The organism is Halomonas stenophila (assembly GCF_014192275.1).
Taxonomy (GTDB): Bacteria; Pseudomonadota; Gammaproteobacteria; order Pseudomonadales; family Halomonadaceae; genus Halomonas; species Halomonas stenophila.
Window position 1 is genome coordinate 331680 of the sequence record NZ_JACHXR010000002.1, and the last position, 18346, is coordinate 350025.

Here is an 18346-nt window from a genome sequence, read left to right on the forward strand (position 1 = left end):
CAGCTTCCAGCTTCCAGCTCGCGCGCAGCGCGCTACCCCTCTTGCCGGGTGGCCGCCCGGCTGGCCTGCAGGGTGCGGGTCAGCAAGGCGCGCAGGGCGGCGGGGCGTACCGGCTTGAGCAGCAGTTGGTAGCCGGCGCGGCGGATCTCCTCGGCGACCTCCTCGGTGCGGTCGGCGGTGATCACGATGCCGGGGACGGCGCCATAGAGACGCTCGCTCAGGGCCTCCATGGCCATCAGGCCGGTGACCTCGTTGTCCAGGTGGTAGTCGGCCAGGATCGCGTCCGGGTCGTCGTCGAGATGACGCAGCACCGACTTGGCGCCGCCGATGGAGGTGGCGGTGAACACCTCGCATCCCCAGCCGGAGAGCATGGCCTTCATGCCCTCGAGGATCAGCGATTCATTGTCGATGCACAGGATGCGCTTGCCGGCCAGCTTGTTGCCGGCGCGCCGCGGGGTGGCCACCTCGACGTCTTCCTGGCGGCGGGCGGCCACCACCGGCACGCTGACCGCGAAGACGGTGCCCACGCCCTCCCAGGACCGCACGGTGATCGGGTGGTCGAGCACCCGGCTCATGCGGTCGGCGATCGATAGCCCCAGGCCCAGGCCCTTCTCGCTCTCCTTGTGTCGCGAGGCCTGGTCGAGCCGGCGGAACTCCTGGAAGATCTCGGCCTGCTTGGTCTCGGGGATGCCGGGGCCCGAGTCCCAGACCTCGATGGACAGCCGCTCGCCATGGCGCCGGCAGCCCAGCAACACCCGCCCTTCCTGGGTGTAGCGGATGGCGTTCGACAGGAAGTTCTGCACGATGCGCCGGAGCATCTGGGCATCGCTGTCGACCCAGCAGCGGGTGGCCACCACCACCAGGTCCAGGCCGCGGTCCTCGGCCATCACCTCGAACTCGGCGCGCAGCGGCCGGAAGATGTCGGCCAGGGCGAAATGGCTGCGCCGCGGGGTCAGCGCGCCGGCGTCGAGCTTGGAGATGTCCAGCAGGGTGCCGAGTAGTTCCTCGGCGGCCTGCAGGGAGTTGTCGATATGGCCGATGGTGCGCTTCATGTCGACGGCCTCCATGTCCTGGGACAGCGCCGAGGTGAACAGCCGGGCGGCGTTGAGGGGCTGCAGCAGGTCATGGCTGGCGGCGGCCAGGAAGCGCGTCTTGGAGGCGTTGGCGTCCTCGGCGACCTGCTTGGCCTGGCGCAACGCCTGCTCGGCCTCGGCGCGCACGCGGTTCTCCTGGCGCAGCGCGGCGTTGGCCTCGGAGAGCGCCTGGGTGCGCTCACGGACGCGCTCCTCCAGGGTCTCGTTGGTCTCCTTGAGGGCGATCTCCGCGCGGCGACGCTCGGTGATGTCCTGGTAGAGGGCGAAGAAGCCCAGGATGGCGCCGCTGTCGCCGAAGTGGGGCGTATAGGTGACCAGCATGTAGCGCAGCCCCTCGGCGAGGCGCAGCGAGACCTCGAAGCTCACCCGCTCGCCGGCCAGGGCGCGCTCGATCCACGGCTCGCGTTCCAGGGCCAGCTCCTCCGGAATCACCTCCTGCAGCGGCTTGCCGATCACCGCGTTGCGATCGATGCCGAAGGCCTGCTCGTAGGCGCGGTTGGTGAAGAGGTAGCGGCACTCCTTGTCGAAGTAGGCGATCAGCGCCGGCACGTTGTCGGTGTAGATGCGGATGTTGTTCTCGGAGCGGATCAGCGCTTCCTCGATGCGCTTCTGCTGGGTGATGTCCTGGTAGGTGTAGACGAAGCCGCCGCCGGGCATGGGGTTGCCCTGGACCTCCAGCACGCTGCCGTCCTGACGGTAGCGCACGTAGCGATGGGGCTGGCCCTCGCGGATGTTGTCGAGCAGCAGCTGGACGTGCTCCTCCGGGTCGCCGGGGCCGTACTCGCCGTTGTGGGCGTTGTAGCGAAAGATGCGGTCGATCGGGGCGCCGACCCGGATCAGGTGGTCCGGGAAGCGGAACAGCTCCAGGTAACGCTGGTTCCACACCACCAGGCGCAGGTTCTGATCCACCACGCTGATGCCCTGGTTGATGTTCTCGATGGTGGCCTGGAGCAGGGCGCGGTTGAACTCCAGGACCTGGGAGGCCTCGTCGACGATGGAGATCACGTCGGAGATGCCGATGCCGCGCCCCTGCAGCGCCGAGTTGACGACGATCCGCGCCGAGGAGGCGCCCAGCACCGAGGCCAGGAAGCGCTCGGTGAACTGGATCACGTCGATGGAGGCCCGGGTGTTGTCCTCCAGGGGCTTGCCGGTGCGGCGGGCGTAATCATCGAAGGCGCGGCCGACCTGGCCGGCCCCCAGGAAGCGCTCGCACAGCACCTTGAGGTCGCCGACGGTGGTGGCCCCGGTCCAGGGCCGGTTCACGGAGGTCTGGCGGGTCTCGACGCTGTCGACGAACAGCGAGGCCTGGATGCGTTCCACCACGCGCTGGGGGGTCATCTGGGAGACGAAGATGTAGGCCACCAGGTTCACGCCCAGCGACAGCATCACCCCATGGGTGAAGCTGTCGCCGACGTTGAGGCCGAACAGCGAGGTGGGCGACAGCCAGCCGATGCCCAGGGGGCCACCCGAGAGCCAGGTGGTCGGCAGCACCCCGGCGCCGATCATCGCCGGCATCAGCAGGCTGTAGGCCCAGATGGCGAAGCCGGCGTTCATGCCGACGATGACCCCCAGGCGGTTGCCGCGCTTCCAGTAGAGGCCGCCGATCAACGCCGGGGCGAACTGCGCCGCGGCGGCGAAGGAGAGCATACCGGTCGCGGCCAGGGAGCCGAACTCGCCGATCAGCTGATAGAAGCCGTAGGCCATGGCCAGGATCACCGCGATGGTGATGCGCCGGGCGCGCAGCACCAGGCGGCCGTAGTCGCGGGCCTTGGTGTCGAACCAGCGCAGTCGGAACAGCGCCGGGATGACGATCTCGTTGGAGATCATGATCGATACCGCCACGGCGGCGACGATGACCATGCCGGTGGAGGCCGAGAAGCCGCCGATGAAGGTCAGCAGGGCCAGCCACTCGCTGCCGGCCGCCATGGGCAGGGCCAGCACATAGCTGTCGGGCTCGACGCTGCCGTCGGCGAACAGGGTCAGGCCGGCGGCGGCCAGCGGCAGCACGAAGAAGGCGAAGGCCAGCAGGTAGAGCGGAAACAGCCAGCGGGCCTTGGCGGCATCGTCGCGATGGGTGTTCTCCACTACCGCCACGTGGAACTGGCGGGGCAGGCAGAGGATGGCGAGCATGGCCAGCAGGGTCTGGGCCCAGAAGCTCTGGCCGAAGTCCTGCTGGGCGAGCTGGCGCTGCAGCTGCAACTGGATGTCGGCGAAGGCCAGCAGATCGCCGAGGCCGTCGAACATGCCCCAGGTGACATAGGCACCGAGGATCAGGAAGGCCAGCAGCTTGACCAGCGACTCGAAGGCCACCGCATGGATCAGGCCCTCATGGTGCTCGGTGGCGTCGGTATGGCGGGTGCCGAACAGGATCGCGAACAGCGCCATCACCGCGGCGACATAGAAGGCGGTATCGCCGAACAGTGGCGTGCGGGTAATGTCGCTGGCCTCGGTGAGCACGCTGAAGGAAGTGGATACCGCTTTCAACTGCAAGGCGATGTAGGGCAGGGTGCCGATCAGCGCGACCAGGCTGGCGAAGGCGGCCAGCGACTGCGTCTTGCCGTAGCGCGAGGCGATGAAGTCGGCGATCGAGGTGACGTTCTGGTGCTTGGCGACGCGGATCATCTTGGCCAGCACCGGCCAGAACAGTAGAAAGGTGAGGATCGGCCCCACGAAGATGCTGGCGAAGGACCAGCCCGAGGTGGCGGCCTGGCCCACGGCGCCGTGGAAGGTCCAGGAGGTGCAGTAGATGGCCAGCGCCAGGCTGTAGATCACTGGTCGCCGGCGGGTGGCGCCTCGCTCGCGGGCCTGACGGTCGCCCCGCCAGGCGATGGCGAACAGCACCGCGACGTAGAGCAGCGAAACGACGATCAGCAGCCAGCCTGCGAACATGGGGTATCTCCCTCGGGTTCCCGCCCATTCTAGGGCAAGGCGGGGGGCGACGGCAGGGGCGGGGTGGGTCAGGCGTCGCGACAGACCGCCTGGAGCAGCGGGTCACCGGCCGCGAGCCGACGCAGCGCCTCGGTGCGGGGGCGACGCGGTTCATCGGCCAGCGGCACCAGCTCCCGGGCGCTGCAGTTCAACAGATAGGCCTGGTGCTGTACCCGGTCGGCATTGGCCATCTCGAAGCGATAGAGGATGAACTCGACCAGCGGCTGGTCGTTGGTCCGGGAGCGCACCAGGTTGTCCCGATCCACCACGGTGAAGCCCGAGGTCAGCGGCACCAGATAGGTCCAGGGGCGCCACAAGACCGGGGTCTGCTCGGTGCTCACCAGCCGGGTGGAAGCGGGGAGCTGGGCGCGCTTGTGCTCGAACCAGGCGTACTCGTGGTTGATCTGGTAGCCCAGCATGCCCAGCCCCGCGCAGACCGGGACGATCCAGCGGGGCAGGCGCTGGCGGCTGAGCATGCGCAGCAGCAGGCCGATGCCGGCGGCGCCGAGGCCGGCGAAGGCCGCCGCAATCAAGTGCCATATCATAGGACAGCTTCCTGACAGCAGTCGGGCTTCCCGAGGGAAGCCCGACGAAGGGTTGGGGCCGGCGCCGCGGAGGCGCCGGTTCGGGATTATGGCTCAGTGGTCGACCGCCATGCCAGCACCCTTGGGATAGCGGACGCTCTCCACCAGGTCCTGGATTTCCTGCGGCGGTGCCGCGGTCGCCTTGGAGACCGAGAAGGCCACGGCGAAGTTGATGATCGCGCCCACGGCGCCGATGGACAGCGGCGAGATGCCCAGCACCCAGTTCTCGGGGACGTCCGCCAGGTTGTTGGTTCCGGGGATGAAGAGCCAGCCCTTGTAGACGAAGATGTAGACCAGGGTGAAGGCCAGGCCGGTGAGCATGCCGGCGATTGCGCCCTTGTTGTTCACGCGCTTGGAGAAGATCCCCATCATCAGCGCCGGGAACAGCGAGGCCGCGGCGATGCCGAAGGCCAGGGCCACCACCTGGGCCGCGAAGCCCGGGGGATTGGCGCCGAGGTAGGTGGCCACGACGATCGCCACCGACATCGAGATCCGCGCCGCCAGCAGTTCGCCCTTCTCGGAGATGCTGGGATTGATCGAGCCCTTGATCAGGTCATGACTGATGGCCGAGGAGATCGCCAGCAACAGCCCGGCTGCCGTCGATAGCGCCGCCGCCAGGCCCCCCGCGGCGATCAGGCCGATGACCCAGCCGGGCAGGTTGGCGATCTCCGGGTTGGCCAGCACCAGGATGTCCCGGTTGACCTCCAGCTCGTTGCCGGACCAGCCACGCTGCTCGGCCGTCGGCGCGAACGCCTCGGTGTCGTTGTAGAGCTGGATGCGCCCGTCGTCGTTCTTGTCCTCGTACTGGATCAGCCCGGTGACCTCCCACTCGCGCACCCAGTTCGGACGCTCGTCGTACTGGATGGGCTCGGCCGTCGGGCCGTCGGGGTAGATGGTGGTCATCAGGTTCAGGCGTGCCATGGAGGCCACGGCCGGAGCGGTCAGGTACAGCAGGGCGATGAAGACCAGGGCCCAGCCGGCGGACCAGCGTGCATCGGCGACCTTGGGCACGGTGAAGAAGCGGATGATGACGTGGGGCAGGCCCGCGGTGCCGATCATCAGCGACAGGGTGAACAGCACCATGTTGAGCTTGTTGTCCACGTCGGCCGTGTACTCGTTGAAGCCGAGCTCGGTGATGACCTCGTTGAGCTTGGTCAGCAGCGGCATGCCCGAGGCGTCGTGCTCGGAGAAGAGTCCCAGCGGCGGCAGCGGGTTGCCGGTCAGCTCCAGCGAGATGAACACCGCCGGGATGGTGTAGGCCGTGATCAGCACGCAGTACTGGGCGACCTGGGTGTAGGTGATGCCCTTCATGCCCCCCAGTACCGAGTAGAAGAACACCACGATGGCGGCGATGATCAGGCCCATGGTGGCGTCGACTTCCAGGAAGCGCGAGAAGGCCACGCCGGCACCGGCCATCTGGCCGATGACGTAGGTCACCGAGGCGACGATCAGGCAGATCACGGCGACCAGGCGAGCGTTCTTGCTGTAGAAGCGATCCCCGATGAATTCCGGCACCGTGAACTTGCCGAACTTGCGCAGGTAGGGGGCCAGCAGGGTGGCCAGCAGGACGTAGCCGCCGGTCCAGCCCATCAGGAAGGTGGAGTTGGCATAGCCGCCGGCGGCGATCAGGCCGGCCATGGAGATGAAGGACGCCGCCGACATCCAGTCGGCGCCGATGGCCATGCCGTTGGTGATGGGATGCACGCCGCCGCCGGCGACATAGAAGTCTTTCGTCGAACCGGCCTTCGCCCAGATGGCGATGCCGATATAGAGGGCGAAGGAGGCGCCCACGAAGAGGACGTTGATCGCGAATTGACTCATGCTGGCTTACTCCCCAAGCCCGAACTTTTTATCCAGCCGGTTCATCTTCCACGCGTAGAAGAAGATGATGCCGATGAAGGTCAGGATCGATCCCTGCTGCGCGAACCAGAAGCCCAGGTCGGTGCCGCCGACGGGGATGCTCGCGAGCAGCGGGCGCAGCAGGATGGCGAAGCCGTAGGACACCAGCGCCCAGACGACCAGACAGCCGGCGATGAGGCGGAGGTTGGCCGCCCAGTAGGCTTCGGCATTGGATTTCTCATCTGCCATGGTGTTGCTCTCCACTTGTTGTTGGGGGGTGGGAAGTTGTCCCGAGCGTTCGCATGACTCAGCCGGGCAATCGCGCGTGGACAGTCATTCAGCCCGCGATGATCCGGGCCGCCGGGGTGCCGGGGGGCGCAACGGGCCTGGAGGAGGTTGGCAATGAGGACATGGTTTCCTCCCTTACCTGGTGACAGGACCTGGGTCGTCCGCGCTTTGGGTTTAGGTGGGCTGTCGACGCGCGATTGCCCTGCACGACTCATCGCTAATGCTGGTCAATAAAGCGGAAAAATAAATCCCAGACTTTGGTATCATGAGGAGAAAACGATTTAAAAGGTTTTGGTAGATTCCTTTGAAATCATTATATTGAATTTAATTGTGAGGTTTTTGTTTCCGGTGTCCCTTCAGTGTATAGGACGATTGTCTATGGGGTGTCGAATTGAACTTTCGTCGAAACGCGGGGCGAATAGTACCAAGGTATAACGCCTCGGTGAGAGGAGATGGCAATACTCGGGAGCCACATAGAACCATGGTCTAGATACTGGACCCGATCCCGACTTTGCTACCCTGATCCTGTCACCTGTCGTGCAACGGCTTACCTCTCGGCGCCCCTGGCCCGCGGTGGGGAGTTCCCGGCAGACGATGCCCGTTTCCCGACACGAGGTCCTCGCCATGGTCGATGTCGATCTCTCTCAGCCGCCGTTCAGCTTTCTCGACGAGGCGGGGCGAGAGCGGGTCCGTGGCGGTATCGACCTCGCCTACTTCGATCGCGACGAGATCATCCTCGAGACCGGCCAGCCCGGCGAGTACGTCTTCCTCATCCACAAGGGCGAGGTGGCGGAACTCGATACCACCCAGCCCGGTGCCCGGGAACGGATCGGCCACTACACCGCCGGCGATCTCTTCGGGGCCATCAGCATCCTCAACGGCACGAGCCGCTATCGCTTCCGGGCCGAGCAGGAGAGCCTCTGCTACCTGCTGCCCAAGGCGCTGTTCCTCAAGCTCTGCGACGACTATCCGGCGTTCGCCGAGTTCTTCCGCCAGACCCTGGCCCACAAGACCCGCCTGCTGACCGAGCAGCGCGCCGCCGGCGGGGTGACCATGGCCGGCTTCATGCTCGCCAGGGTCGACGAGTGCATGCGCGAGCCGCTCTGCGTGGGCCCCCGGGCGACCATCGCCGAGGCGGTGACCACCCTCCACGACAGCCATGCCGACAGCCTGCTGGTCGAGGGCGAGCAGGGCCCGGGGATGATCACCAAGACCGACCTGCTCAACGCCCTGGTCCTCGAGGGACTGCCCCAGGACAGCCCGGTGCAGTCGGTGGCGCACTTCGCGCTGGTCACGGTGACGCCGGGCCAGTACCTCTTCCAAGTGCTGGTACTGATGACCCGGCACCAGGTGGAGCGGGTGGTGGTCACCGAGGGCCAGGCCGCGGTGGGCGTGGTGGAGCTGACCGATGTGCTCAGCTACTTCTCCAGTCGCAGTTACGTGGTCAGCCTGCAGGTCGAGCAGGCGGACAGCCTGGCGGCGCTGTCCGCCGCCAGCCGACGCACCCCGGAGCTGGTCCGCGCGCTGATGGCCCAGGGCGTCAAGCTGCGCTTCGCCATGGGCCTGCTGGCGGCCCTCAACGGTCGGATCATCAACAAGGCCTGGGGCTTTCTGATCGAGGCGCGTTACCACCGCGACAGCTGCCTGATGGTGATGGGCAGCGAGGGACGCGGTGAGCAGATCCTCAAGACCGACCAGGACAATGGCCTGATCCTCGACGATGCCCTGGACTGGCCCGACTGTGCCGAACAGATGCAGCGACTCACCGAGACCCTCTTCGAGCTGGGCTACCCGCCCTGTCCGGGCAACATCATGGTCTCCAATCCCGACTGGGTGGGCACCGAGAGCCAGTGGAAGCGGCGCATCGCCCGGTGGGTGGAGAAGCGGGACGGGGACAGCCTGATGAAGCTGGCCATCGTGCTCGACGCCCATGCCGTGGCCGGCAATCCGTCGCTGCTGGAGCGCCTGCGCGAGGCCCTGTTTCGCCTGTGTGCCGGCGACCAGCTGCTGTTGTCCTACTTCGCGCGGCCGGCACTGCACTTCGCCACGCCCTTGACCCTGTTCGGCTCGCTCAAGAAGCCCCAGCACGGCATCGACATCAAGAAGGGCGGGATCTTTCCCATCGTCCACGGGGTCCGCGTCATGGCCCTCGAGCGACGCATCGCCGTGACCTCGACCCTGGATCGGCTGGACGCCCTGGTGGCGGACGGGCGCCTGGAGGCGCGCTTCGCCGAGGACCTGGAGGAGGCCCTGTCGCTGTTCACCGAGCTGCGGCTCAAGCAGCAGCTGGCGCGGCTCGACGGGGAGGGGGCGCAGGACGGCGAGCCCGACCGGGTGGTGGTCCAGGAGCTGTCCTCCCTGGAGCGCGACCTGCTCCGCGAGGCGCTGCACATCGTCAAGGACTTCAAGCAGCACCTGTCGCACCACTTCCACCTCGAGTACGCGTAAGGCCCGGCCCGGTGGTCAGCAACAACACAGGAGTGCATTCATGCTCAGGACATGGCGACGGGTGACCGACCGCCGGCGACACGCTCATGGCCGCTACGGCTGGCTCTTTCATCCCTATACCGGCGACGAGCTGGTGGCCCTCGGCTGCCAGACCACCGGGGCCAACGCCCGGACCGCCGAGCCGGTGGCCATCGCCGCCGTGCGCCTGCGGCGCGAGCGGGTGCTTACCAGCGAGTCCCTCGACCTCCGCCTGGAGCGTCCGGCCAGCCTGGACGGTGGCGCCATCTGCCGGCATGGCCTGCGGGGGATCGACCTGGACGATGGCGAGAGTATCGACGAGGTCCTGGCACAGCTGCTGGATTTCGTCGGCAACCGGCCCCTGGTGGGCTGGCGGCTGGATTTCGAGCTGGCCCTGCTCAATCGCTACCTGCGCCCGCGCTTCGGCTTCGACCTGCCCAACGCCGGCATCGACGTGGCGCAGGTGTACCAGCGCCGCCAGCGACACCACCATCCCCAGCTCGACACCCCGCCGCGCTTCGAGCAGGTCGCCGAACGCCTCGGCGTGCCCCTGATGGGGCGCCATAGCGCCCTGGGGGTGGCGGTGACCACCGCCCTGATGCATCTGCACCTGGCCCGGGAGGGCCAGCCACCGCGGCTGATGTCCTGAGGGGCCCGGTCGGCGGGCCTGGCTTCGCCAGCCCCCGGGGAGGATGGTAGGATAGGCGCCCGTCCCCCGCAGATGCCCTGGCAGCGCCGTGACCATGCAAGATGCCGTGATGTTCGACCCCCGTCCCGCCGAGGATACCCCCTCCGAGCCTTGCGCCGACGGCGCCGAGCGCCGTGCCGCCCAGGCCAGGCGCGAGTTCAACAAGCTGCAGAAGCGGCTGCGGCGCCAGGTGGGCAACGCCATCATCGACTACGACATGATCCGCGAGGGGGACAAGGTGATGGTCTGCCTGTCCGGTGGCAAGGACAGCTACACCATGCTGGAGATCCTGCGCAGCCTGCAGCGCAATGCCCCGGTCGACTTCTCGCTGGTGGCGGTGAACCTGGACCAGAAGCAGCCGGGCTTTCCCGAGCATGTGCTGCCGGCCTACCTGGACGGCATCGGCGTCGACTACCACATCCTCGAGCGCGACACCTACTCGGTGGTCAAGGAGAAGACCCCGGAAGGCAAGACGACCTGCGCGCTGTGCTCGCGGCTGCGGCGCGGCTCCCTGTACGGCTATGCCGAGGAGATCGGCGCCACCAAGATCGCCCTGGGCCACCATCGCGAGGACATCCTCGAGACGCTGTTCCTCAATCTGTTCTTCGGCGGCAGCCTCAAGTCGATGCCGCCCAAGCTGCTCTCCGACGACGGCAGGAACATCGTCATCCGTCCGCTGGCCTACTGCCGCGAGGCGGACATCGCCGAGTTCTCGCGCCGCATGGACTTCCCGATCATCCCCTGCAACCTCTGCGGCTCGCAGCCCAACCTGCAGCGCCAGGTGGTCAAGGAGATGCTCGCCGAGTGGGAGGCCAGGCACCCGGGGCGGCTCGAGAGCATGTTCAAGGCCGTGACCAACGTGGCGCCGTCCCAGTTGGCCGACCGTGAGCTGTTCGACTTCGCCGGCCTCGAGGACAGGCAGGCGAAGATGCTGGCCGATCGCATCGAGCTCCATCAGCAGTCGTAGCGACAAGACGCGGCTTCGCCGCTTGAAGAACAGCGCTTCGCGCCTCGAAGAGGGAAAAAGGATAGTCTGGCTTCCCTCTTCCCTCTTCCCTCTTCCCTCTTCCCTCTCGTGTCAGCGGCAGCCTTCTTCCTCGGCCACCTCGATCAGGGCGTCCAGGTCGAGGATGTGGACCTCGCGACCGGAGACGGCCACCAGGCCCTGCTGCTGGAAGCGGCCGAGGATGCGGCTGACGGTCTCCACGGCCAGGCCCAGGTAGTTGCCGATGTCCGCCCGGGGCATGGAGAGCCGGAAGCTGTAGGCCGAGTAGCCCCGTCGGCGGAAGCGGTCGGAGAGGCTGGTGAAGAAGGTCGCCAGGCGCTGGTCGGCGGTCTTGCGCGACAGCAGGCGCATCATGCGGCGATCGTCGCGCATCTCCTTGCTCATGCTGCGGTAGAGCTGGGTGCGCAGCTCCGGCAACTTCGCGGAGAGGGCATCGAGCCGGTCGAAGGGGATCTCGCAGACGGTGGTGGTCTCGAGCGCCACCACCGAGCCCGGATAGGTTTCCTCGTCGATGCCGTCGAGGCCCACCAGTTCGCTGGGCAGGTAGAAGTTGGTCAGCTGGTCGTCACCGCTGCCCCCGGTGGTGACCTGCTTGAGACTCCCGGAGCGCACGGCATAGACACTGGTGAAGGGACTGCCCTGGCGAAACAGCGATTCGCCCTTCTTCAAGGGAGCGCGGCGGCGAATGATCGCATCGAACTGATCCATGTCCTCGAGTTCGAGGGCCAGTGGCAGGCACAGCGAACTCAGGCTGCAGGTCTGGCAGCGGGTCTCTTGCAAGAGGGAGCGTCGCCGGCCGGCGGCGGTGTCAGGCATGCTGTCCTCCTTGATGTAGGGCATATGCCACATTATGGCGGATGGGCATCGGCTCAGCATAGTGCTCCTTAGGGCGGATCCGTCGCCGCATCAGCGTACCTGTGGGGGGGCGTCGGCCCGTCGCCAGTGCCCCGAGGCCGTGGCCAGTCGTCCCGCGTCGAGCGCCGCCGCGTAGGCCCAGGGGTTCGTCGTGTTGCGGGCCTCGGCATCGGGCAGCCGAGACACTCCGCCGGTTCCCAGGCCGAGCCGGTCGCGAGCGGCCTCGCGTCGCGCCTGGGCGTGGGCGTCCGCCAGGGCGGCGTTCCGCCGGGCGTAGGTCCCGGGGCCCAGCACGCCATAGCCCCTCGCGAGCAGCAGAGCATCGGCTGCGTCCAGCACATGCCGCAGTCGCAAGCCGGAGGGGCAGGCCACCGGGCGCAGGGTGATCCGTGGCGGACCCATGGCGGCCAACGCGATCAGGGTCTCGGTCAGGGGGGCGCGGGATTGGCACCATGGCCCGATGAGCTGGACCAGTTCCAGTGAGCGCCAGCCGACCCGCTGCGTCTCGTCGAGCAGGGGGTCGATGCAGGCCGCGGCGCTGCGGTCAGCCGTTGCCTGCCTGCCGCGGCGGGTCGGGAGGACCAGGCTCAGGCGGTTGAAGCCCAGGGCCTCCAGGTGGCGCAGGGCGAAGATGTCCGTGGCGAGGGGATCGAGTTCGACGGTGAAGTCACGATCGCGGCCGGTCTCCAGGGAAAAACGCGCTTCCAGACGATCGATCAGCTCGCTCATCTGCGCCAGGCTCATGCCGGGCAGCGCACTGCCCACCCATTGCAGGGCCTGAATCCGCCGGCCGGCGGACAGGCAGCGTCGAATCAGCACCATCTCCCGGTCGAGCCGCGCCAGGTCGACCTCGAACGGGTCCATGCCTCCGGGCCGGCGGGGGGGCGTCGCCTCCGGCGGGCGCAGCGGCAGGCGCAGGTGCAGCGACAAGGGGCGGTCGGTGTCGTTACTGATGGCCAGGGCCTGGGCATAGTCGTCGGCACCGAAGTGGTCAGGGGCAGTGACGGGCATGTGGCGATTCCCGGAGGCTGATGCCGTCATGCTAGTGCCCCCGGGAAAGGCCGGCGTTGCGCTGGATCAAGCGCGGCGTCATTGATGGCTGGCGTGAGCCCCGTCCTGTTCCATGCCGGCGGGCGCCCCGTCTTGCACCCAGCCGGCGTGCGCCGTGTCATGATCCATGCCGCCGGGCTTCAGGCCCCACAGTTGCCAGAGGGCGAAGCCGATGATCGCCACGGCGGCGAGGGTGCGGGTGGCGGGGTGGCGGATCAGGCTGCCGAGCTGGCGGGCGGCGAGACCGGTGGCCAGCAGGGCCGGCAGGGTGCCGAGGCCGAAGGCCCCCATCAGGGCTGCGCCGCGCAGCGGCTCGGCCATGGCCAGGCTCCAGGCCAGCATCGAGTAGACCAGCCCGCAGGGCAGCCAGCCCCAGACCGCGCCCAGGGCCATCGCCTGGGGCAGCTTCACCACCGGCATCAGGTGCCGCCCGAGCGGTTCCAGGTGGCGCCACAGGCGCCTGCCGACCGCTTCGACCTTGAGTAGCCCCTTCCACCAGTCGGCGATGTAGAGCGCCATCAGGATCAGCATCACCGCGGCGAGGACCTGGAGCGCCAGGCGGGCGCCGGGCGCCACGCCGATCAGGGTGCCGAGGCCGGCCACCAGGGCGCCGGCGGCCATGTAGCTGGCGATGCGTCCCAGGTTGTAGCCCAGCAGCAGGCCGCCGAGACGCGCGGGATGGCGCATGCTGGGCGGCACGGCGAAGGTCAGGGCGCTCATGATGCCGCCGCACATGCCGATGCAGTGGGCGCCGCCGAGCAGGCCGAAGACGAAGGCCGCGGCCAGGGGGGGCAGGTCGAGTCCGGTGGGATCCATCAGTCGCGGCCTGACGTCCCGTCGCGGGTGGGGGGCCGCGAGGCACCGCCACCGGAGGTATCCCGGCGTCGCTCGCGCTCCTCCGGGGCCAGGTCGTTGTCGTCGTCGTCGAAGAGGATGCGGTGGGCGGGCCCCTCCAGGTCGTCGAACTGATCATGCTGGACCGCCCAGAAGAAGGCCCACACGGCCAGGCCGAGCAGGATCAGCGACAGCGGGATCAACAGGTAGAGGATACTCATGCGTTCACCGGGCTCGGGGCGGAGGCGTGCCTGGTCCGGGCCAGGCGCAGGGCGTTGCCCACCACCACCAGGGAACTCGCCGACATGCCCAGGGCGGCGAGCCAGGGGGGCACCAGGCCCATGGCGGCCAGCGGCAGGGCGGCCAGGTTGTAGACCAGCGCCCAGCCCAGGTTCTGGCGGATGATGCGGTGCGTGGCGCGGCCGATCTCGACGGCCTCGACGATACGCATCAAGCGCGGTCCCAGCAAGACGGCATCCGCCCGGGTGCGCGCCAGGTCGGTGGCGCCGTTCATGGCGAAGGCGACGTCGGCACCGGCCAGCACCGGCACGTCGTTGATGCCGTCACCGACCATGGCGACCCGCTCGCCCCGGGCCTGCAGGGCCTGAAGATGGGCCAGCTTGGCCTCCGGGCCGGCCGCGGCCCGCCAGGTGGCGATGCCCAGGCGTTCGGCCATGGCGGCCGTGGCTGCCTCGGTGTCCCCGGAGAGCAGCTCCACCGCCAATCCCCGGGCCTGGAGCGCGGCCACGGCCTCGGCGGCGTCCTCGCGGACCCGGTCGCGCAGGGCGAACCAGGCGCGCGGTCGCCCCTCCTCGGCGAGCAGCAGCCACTGGCCAGCGTCGGGTGGCGTCGGCGCGGTGTCGGGGGCGGCGAAGTCGGGCCTGCCGAGCCGCCAGCGGCGGCCGGCGACCCGTCCCTCGAGGCCCTGGCCGGGCCGGCTGAGCACGTCCTCGGCGACCCGCCCGCCGCGCCGGTGGGGCCGGAAGGCCCGGGCGATGGGATGCTCGGAGTGGGCCTCCAGCGCCGCGGCCAGGGCGGCCAGGCTTTCCGGGTCCCCGCCGTCCAGCGGGAGCACCCGCTCCAGGCTTGGCTCGCCGACGGTCAGGGTGCCGGTCTTGTCGAACACCACGCGGTCGAGCCCGGAGAGCGCCTCGAGGGCGTCGGCCCGGGTGATCAGCACGCCGCGGCGGTGCAGCCGGCCATGGCCGGCGGTCAGCGCCGTCGGCGTGGCCAGCGCCAGGGCACAGGGGCAGGTCACCACCAGCACCGACAGGGTGACCCAGAAGGCTCGGGCGGGCTCGATGAACCACCAGGTCACGGCCACCGCCAGGGCGATCAGCAGCACCTGTACCACGAAGTGGTGGGCCAGGCGAGCGGTCCTCCGGGCGAGCCGCGGGCGACTGGCGAAGGCCCGGTCGGTGAGGTCCATCAGGCTCGCCACCCGGGCGTCGCGGCCGGCCCGGGTCACGCGGACCGTCAGCGGACTCTCGATGTTCTGGCTGCCGCCGGTGGCGGTATCGCCGACCCCGCGGGTCACCGGCAGGGTCTCGCCGGTGAGCATCGACTCGTCGAGGCTTGAGGTGCCGCTCTCGATCACGCCGTCGGCGGGCACGCCGTGACCGGGCTTGACCAGGATACGGTCGTCGCGGATCAGTTCGCTGGCCGGCAGGATGCGCTCCTCGCCGTCCTCGGTGAGGCGGATGGCCGACAGCGGCAGGGCGTCGGCCAGGGCGTTACCGCTGCGCCCGCTGCGCCGCCGGGCCCGGCTCTCGACATAGCGGCCGAAGAGCAGGAAGAAGGTGAACATGGCCACCGAATCGAAGTAGACCTCGCCGTGGCCGGCGAGCACCGCCCAGGCGCTGGCCAGGTAGGCGGAGCCGATGGCCAGCGACACCGGGACGTCCATGCCCAGGGTGCCGGTGCGCAGGTCGCGGAGCGCCCCCGCGAAGAACGGCTGGGCGGAGAACAGCACCACCGGGGTGGTCAGGGCGAAGGCCAGCCAGTGGAAGAGGGCATCGAAGTCGGCGCTGATCCCGTCCTGGCCCGCCACGTAGAGGGGGATGGAGAACATCAGCACCTGCATCATCCCCACCGCGGCGACGATCAGCCGGCGCACGTTCATGCGCTCCTCGCGTTGCAGCCGGCCCTGGGCGGCGTCGGGCTCGTAGGGCTGGGCCTGATAGCCGATCGCCGCCATCTCGGCGAGGATCCGCGAGAAGGCGAGGCGTGCCGGGTCCCAGCTGACCCGCACCCGATGGTGGAAGAGGTTGACGGCGCTGGCCGAGACGCCCGCCAGGGCATTCAGGCGATGCTCGATCAGCCAGGCGCAGGCCGCACAGGTGATGCCGTCCACCGCCAGGGTGGCGTGGACCCCGTCCCCCTCGGCCTCGGGGTGCACGAAGCGGGCCTGCAGGCCGGGGTCATCGAACACCGCCCAGGTCTCGGCGCGGGTCGCCTGGCGGTCGTCCGGGCGTTCCGGCAATTCGGTACGGAAGCGGTAGTAGCTGGCCAGGCCGCCGTCGACGATGGCATGGGCCACGGCCTCGCAGCCGGGACAGCACAGCGGGTGGGCGCTGTCGTCCAGGGTGATCGACCAGGGGGCGTCGGCGGGTACCCGGCTGCCACAGTGGTAGCAGTCGGTGGCCTCGGCCGGGGGCGTCAGGGTCGTCGCGGTCATGGTGGCGCGTCAGATCCCCGGAACCAGGGCGATCTCGTCCTCGCTGGGGAAGTGCGCCTCGCCGGTCAGGCGCCATTCGGCTGCCTCGCCCGGGGGCTGCAGGTGCAGGTACCAGCGGTAGCGCAGGGGCTCGTCGACCATGGTCACGTAGCGGCCGTCGTGGACATGCTCGAGGGTCAGGGTGCGGTCGCGGGCGCTCTCGGTGGGGAAGATCAGCTTGAGCGTCAGCCGCTCGGGGCGTCGCTCGCCCGCCAGGTCGACGACGATGTCGCCGGTGCGCGGGTCGGCCCGCAGCGTCGCCGCCAGGCCGAGTCGCTGGGCATGCTCCTGCTTGGCGATCTGCTCGTTGATCGCCAGCCCCTCCTTGTAATAGTCCTGGGCCACGGTGCCGTCGAAGTAATGAATCGACAGCGCCAGGTAGACCAGGCTGAAGGTCACCGACGATGCCAGCAGGCCGATCAGGAACCACGGCCAGAACTGCTTGTACCAGGGGGGAATATCGTGTTCCGCGGCCATCAGCGGCTCTCTCCTATGAAGCGGCTGTCGCGCTCGAGGCCGATGTCGGCGTCGGTGGCCTCGAGGCGCAGCAGGATATCGTGGCTCGGCCGGTCGATGGCCTCACGCGGAACCGTGGCCTCGACCACCAGCTGGCGGGACTCGCCGGCGGGCACACTGACCCGCTCGGTGTCCAGGCGCAGGCCGGGCAGCCCGGAGGCCTCCAGGCGATAGACGTGGTCCTCCTGGTCGAGGTTGCGCACGATCAGGGTGTAGACGTTGCTGATCTCGCCGTCCTGGGTCACCCGGAACAGCTGGCTGCGGTCGCGTTCCACATCGAAGCCCACCGCCGTGCGGTCGGCCACGGCCCAGGCGAACAGCCCGATCATCACCAGCAGGGCCGCCAGGTAGCCGAGCAGCCGCAGGCGCAGGATATGCGTCGGCTTGCCTTCCAGGGCGTTCTCGGTGGTATAGCGGATGAGCCCTCGGGGGTAGCCCATCTTGTCCATGACGCTGTCGCAGGCGTCGATGCAGGCCGCGCAGGAGATGCACTCGTACTGCAGGCCCTCGCGGATGTCGATGCCGGTGGGGCAGACCTGCACGCAGAGGTCGCAGTCGATGCAGTCGCCGTGTCCGGCCGCCCGCGCCTGTTCGTGGCTGAGGCGCCTCTTGCGCGGGCCGCGGGGCTCGCCGCGGGCGGCGTCGTAGGAGACGATCAGGGTGTCGCGGTCGAACATCACCCCCTGGAAGCGCGCATAGGGGCACATGTAGATGCACACCTGCTCGCGCAGCCAGCCGGCGTTGAGGTAGGTGAAGACGGTGAAGAAGCCCACCCAGAAGTAGGACCAGCCGTGGGCCTCGAGGGTGGGCAGCGCCACCACCAGCTCGCGGATCGGCGTGAAGTAGCCGACGAAGGTCACCCCGGTGGCGATGGCGATGACCAGCCAGACGGCATGCTTGGCGGTCTTGCGCCGGGCCTTGTCGGCGTTCATCGCCTGCTTGTCGAGCTTGATGCGGCGGTTGCGGGGGCCCTCGACGCGATGCTCGACCCAGATGAACAGGAAGGTCCAGACGCTCTGTGGGCAGGTATAGCCGCACCACACCCGGCCGGCGAACACCGTGATGAAGAACAGGCCGAAGGCGCAGATGATCAAGAGCCAGGACAGCAGCATGAACTCCTGCGGGTAGAAGGTCGCGCCGAAGATATGAAACTCCCGCCCGGGCAGGTCGAACCACACCGCCGGACGATCGCCCCACGGCAGCCAGGGGATCAGGAAGAAGGCCAGCATCAGGGCCCAGTTGGTGCTGCGGCGGAGCCGCTGGAACACGCCCTTGATCTCGCGTACATAGATATGGCGCCGGCTGGCGTACATCTCCTGGGTGACGGTGCCCTGGGGCTCGTGATGCTGCACGGGCTCCGGGGTGACATCACGGGTGGGGATCTTCTCGCTCATGGCAGGCTCACGGCAGGCAAGGAAGGCAGGGTCCGGGATCCCGGATCCTGGTCTCGATTGTATCGAGAAGGCCGTGCAATGAGAAAGG

The 18346-nt window shown here is 68.5% G+C and carries 14 protein-coding genes; 3 read left to right on the forward strand and 11 right to left on the reverse strand.

What is annotated here, in order from left to right; translation table 11 throughout:
* Window positions 1–32 precede the first annotated feature (32 nt).
* The 4 genes from FHR97_RS05475 to FHR97_RS05490 all read right to left on the reverse strand — a co-directional run bounded on the left by FHR97_RS05475 (window position 33) and on the right by FHR97_RS05490 (window position 6694).
* Entirely contained in the window at window positions 33–3983 is a 3951-nt protein-coding gene (locus FHR97_RS05475; protein ID WP_183382762.1) for a hybrid sensor histidine kinase/response regulator, read from the reverse strand.
* Window positions 3984–4051: 68 nt separating this feature from the next.
* The gene (locus FHR97_RS05480) at window positions 4052–4567 is read right to left on the reverse strand and encodes a hypothetical protein (RefSeq protein ID WP_183382763.1); all 516 of its coding nucleotides are present in this window, start codon (window positions 4565–4567) and stop codon (window positions 4052–4054) included.
* Window positions 4568–4660: 93 nt separating this feature from the next.
* Entirely contained in the window at window positions 4661–6427 is a 1767-nt protein-coding gene (locus FHR97_RS05485) for a sodium:solute symporter family protein (RefSeq protein ID WP_183382764.1), read from the reverse strand.
* A 6-nt stretch (window positions 6428–6433) separates the two neighbouring features.
* Entirely contained in the window at window positions 6434–6694 is a 261-nt protein-coding gene (locus FHR97_RS05490; RefSeq protein ID WP_183382765.1) for a DUF4212 domain-containing protein, read from the reverse strand.
* 663 nt (window positions 6695–7357) lie between these two features.
* On the opposite strand from FHR97_RS05490, the gene FHR97_RS05495 reads away from it, so the two are divergent.
* The 3 genes from FHR97_RS05495 to ttcA all read left to right on the forward strand — a co-directional run bounded on the left by FHR97_RS05495 (window position 7358) and on the right by ttcA (window position 10854).
* A complete protein-coding gene (locus tag FHR97_RS05495; RefSeq protein ID WP_183382950.1) occupies window positions 7358–9181 on the forward strand; it encodes a DUF294 nucleotidyltransferase-like domain-containing protein in 1824 nt (607 codons plus the stop codon).
* 40 nt (window positions 9182–9221) lie between these two features.
* The gene (locus FHR97_RS05500) at window positions 9222–9848 is read left to right on the forward strand and encodes a 3'-5' exonuclease (protein WP_183382766.1); all 627 of its coding nucleotides are present in this window, start codon (window positions 9222–9224) and stop codon (window positions 9846–9848) included.
* Window positions 9849–9942: 94 nt separating this feature from the next.
* Window positions 9943–10854, forward strand: coding sequence for a tRNA 2-thiocytidine(32) synthetase TtcA (gene ttcA, locus FHR97_RS05505; protein WP_183382951.1), 912 nt, complete (start codon window positions 9943–9945; stop codon window positions 10852–10854).
* A gap of 111 nt (window positions 10855–10965) precedes the next feature.
* On the opposite strand, the gene fnr is transcribed toward ttcA, so the two are convergent.
* From fnr to ccoG, 7 genes are all read right to left on the reverse strand, one after another.
* On the reverse strand, window positions 10966–11709 hold the full coding sequence (gene fnr / locus FHR97_RS05510) for a fumarate/nitrate reduction transcriptional regulator Fnr (protein ID WP_183382767.1): 744 nt from the start codon (window positions 11707–11709) through the stop codon (window positions 10966–10968).
* Window positions 11710–11799: 90 nt separating this feature from the next.
* Window positions 11800–12759, reverse strand: coding sequence for a hypothetical protein (locus FHR97_RS05515; protein ID WP_183382768.1), 960 nt, complete (start codon window positions 12757–12759; stop codon window positions 11800–11802).
* A 78-nt stretch (window positions 12760–12837) separates the two neighbouring features.
* Complete coding sequence (locus FHR97_RS05520) at window positions 12838–13614, reverse strand: sulfite exporter TauE/SafE family protein (RefSeq protein ID WP_183382769.1); 777 nt, start codon at window positions 13612–13614, stop codon at window positions 12838–12840.
* Entirely contained in the window at window positions 13614–13853 is a 240-nt protein-coding gene (gene ccoS / locus FHR97_RS05525; protein WP_183382770.1) for a cbb3-type cytochrome oxidase assembly protein CcoS, read from the reverse strand. The genes FHR97_RS05520 and ccoS overlap by 1 nt, the downstream gene beginning before the upstream one ends.
* Window positions 13850–16309 (reverse strand): heavy metal translocating P-type ATPase, encoded by a 2460-nt coding sequence (locus tag FHR97_RS05530; RefSeq protein WP_183382771.1) that lies wholly within the window; start codon window positions 16307–16309, stop codon window positions 13850–13852. Before FHR97_RS05530 ends, ccoS begins: the two co-directional genes overlap by 4 nt.
* A 9-nt stretch (window positions 16310–16318) precedes the next feature.
* A complete protein-coding gene (locus FHR97_RS05535; protein ID WP_183382772.1) occupies window positions 16319–16825 on the reverse strand; it encodes a FixH family protein in 507 nt (168 codons plus the stop codon).
* Window positions 16825–18258 (reverse strand): cytochrome c oxidase accessory protein CcoG, encoded by a 1434-nt coding sequence (gene ccoG / locus FHR97_RS05540; protein WP_183382773.1) that lies wholly within the window; start codon window positions 18256–18258, stop codon window positions 16825–16827. The genes FHR97_RS05535 and ccoG overlap by 1 nt, the downstream gene beginning before the upstream one ends.
* Between the last annotated feature and the right edge of the window lie 88 nt (window positions 18259–18346).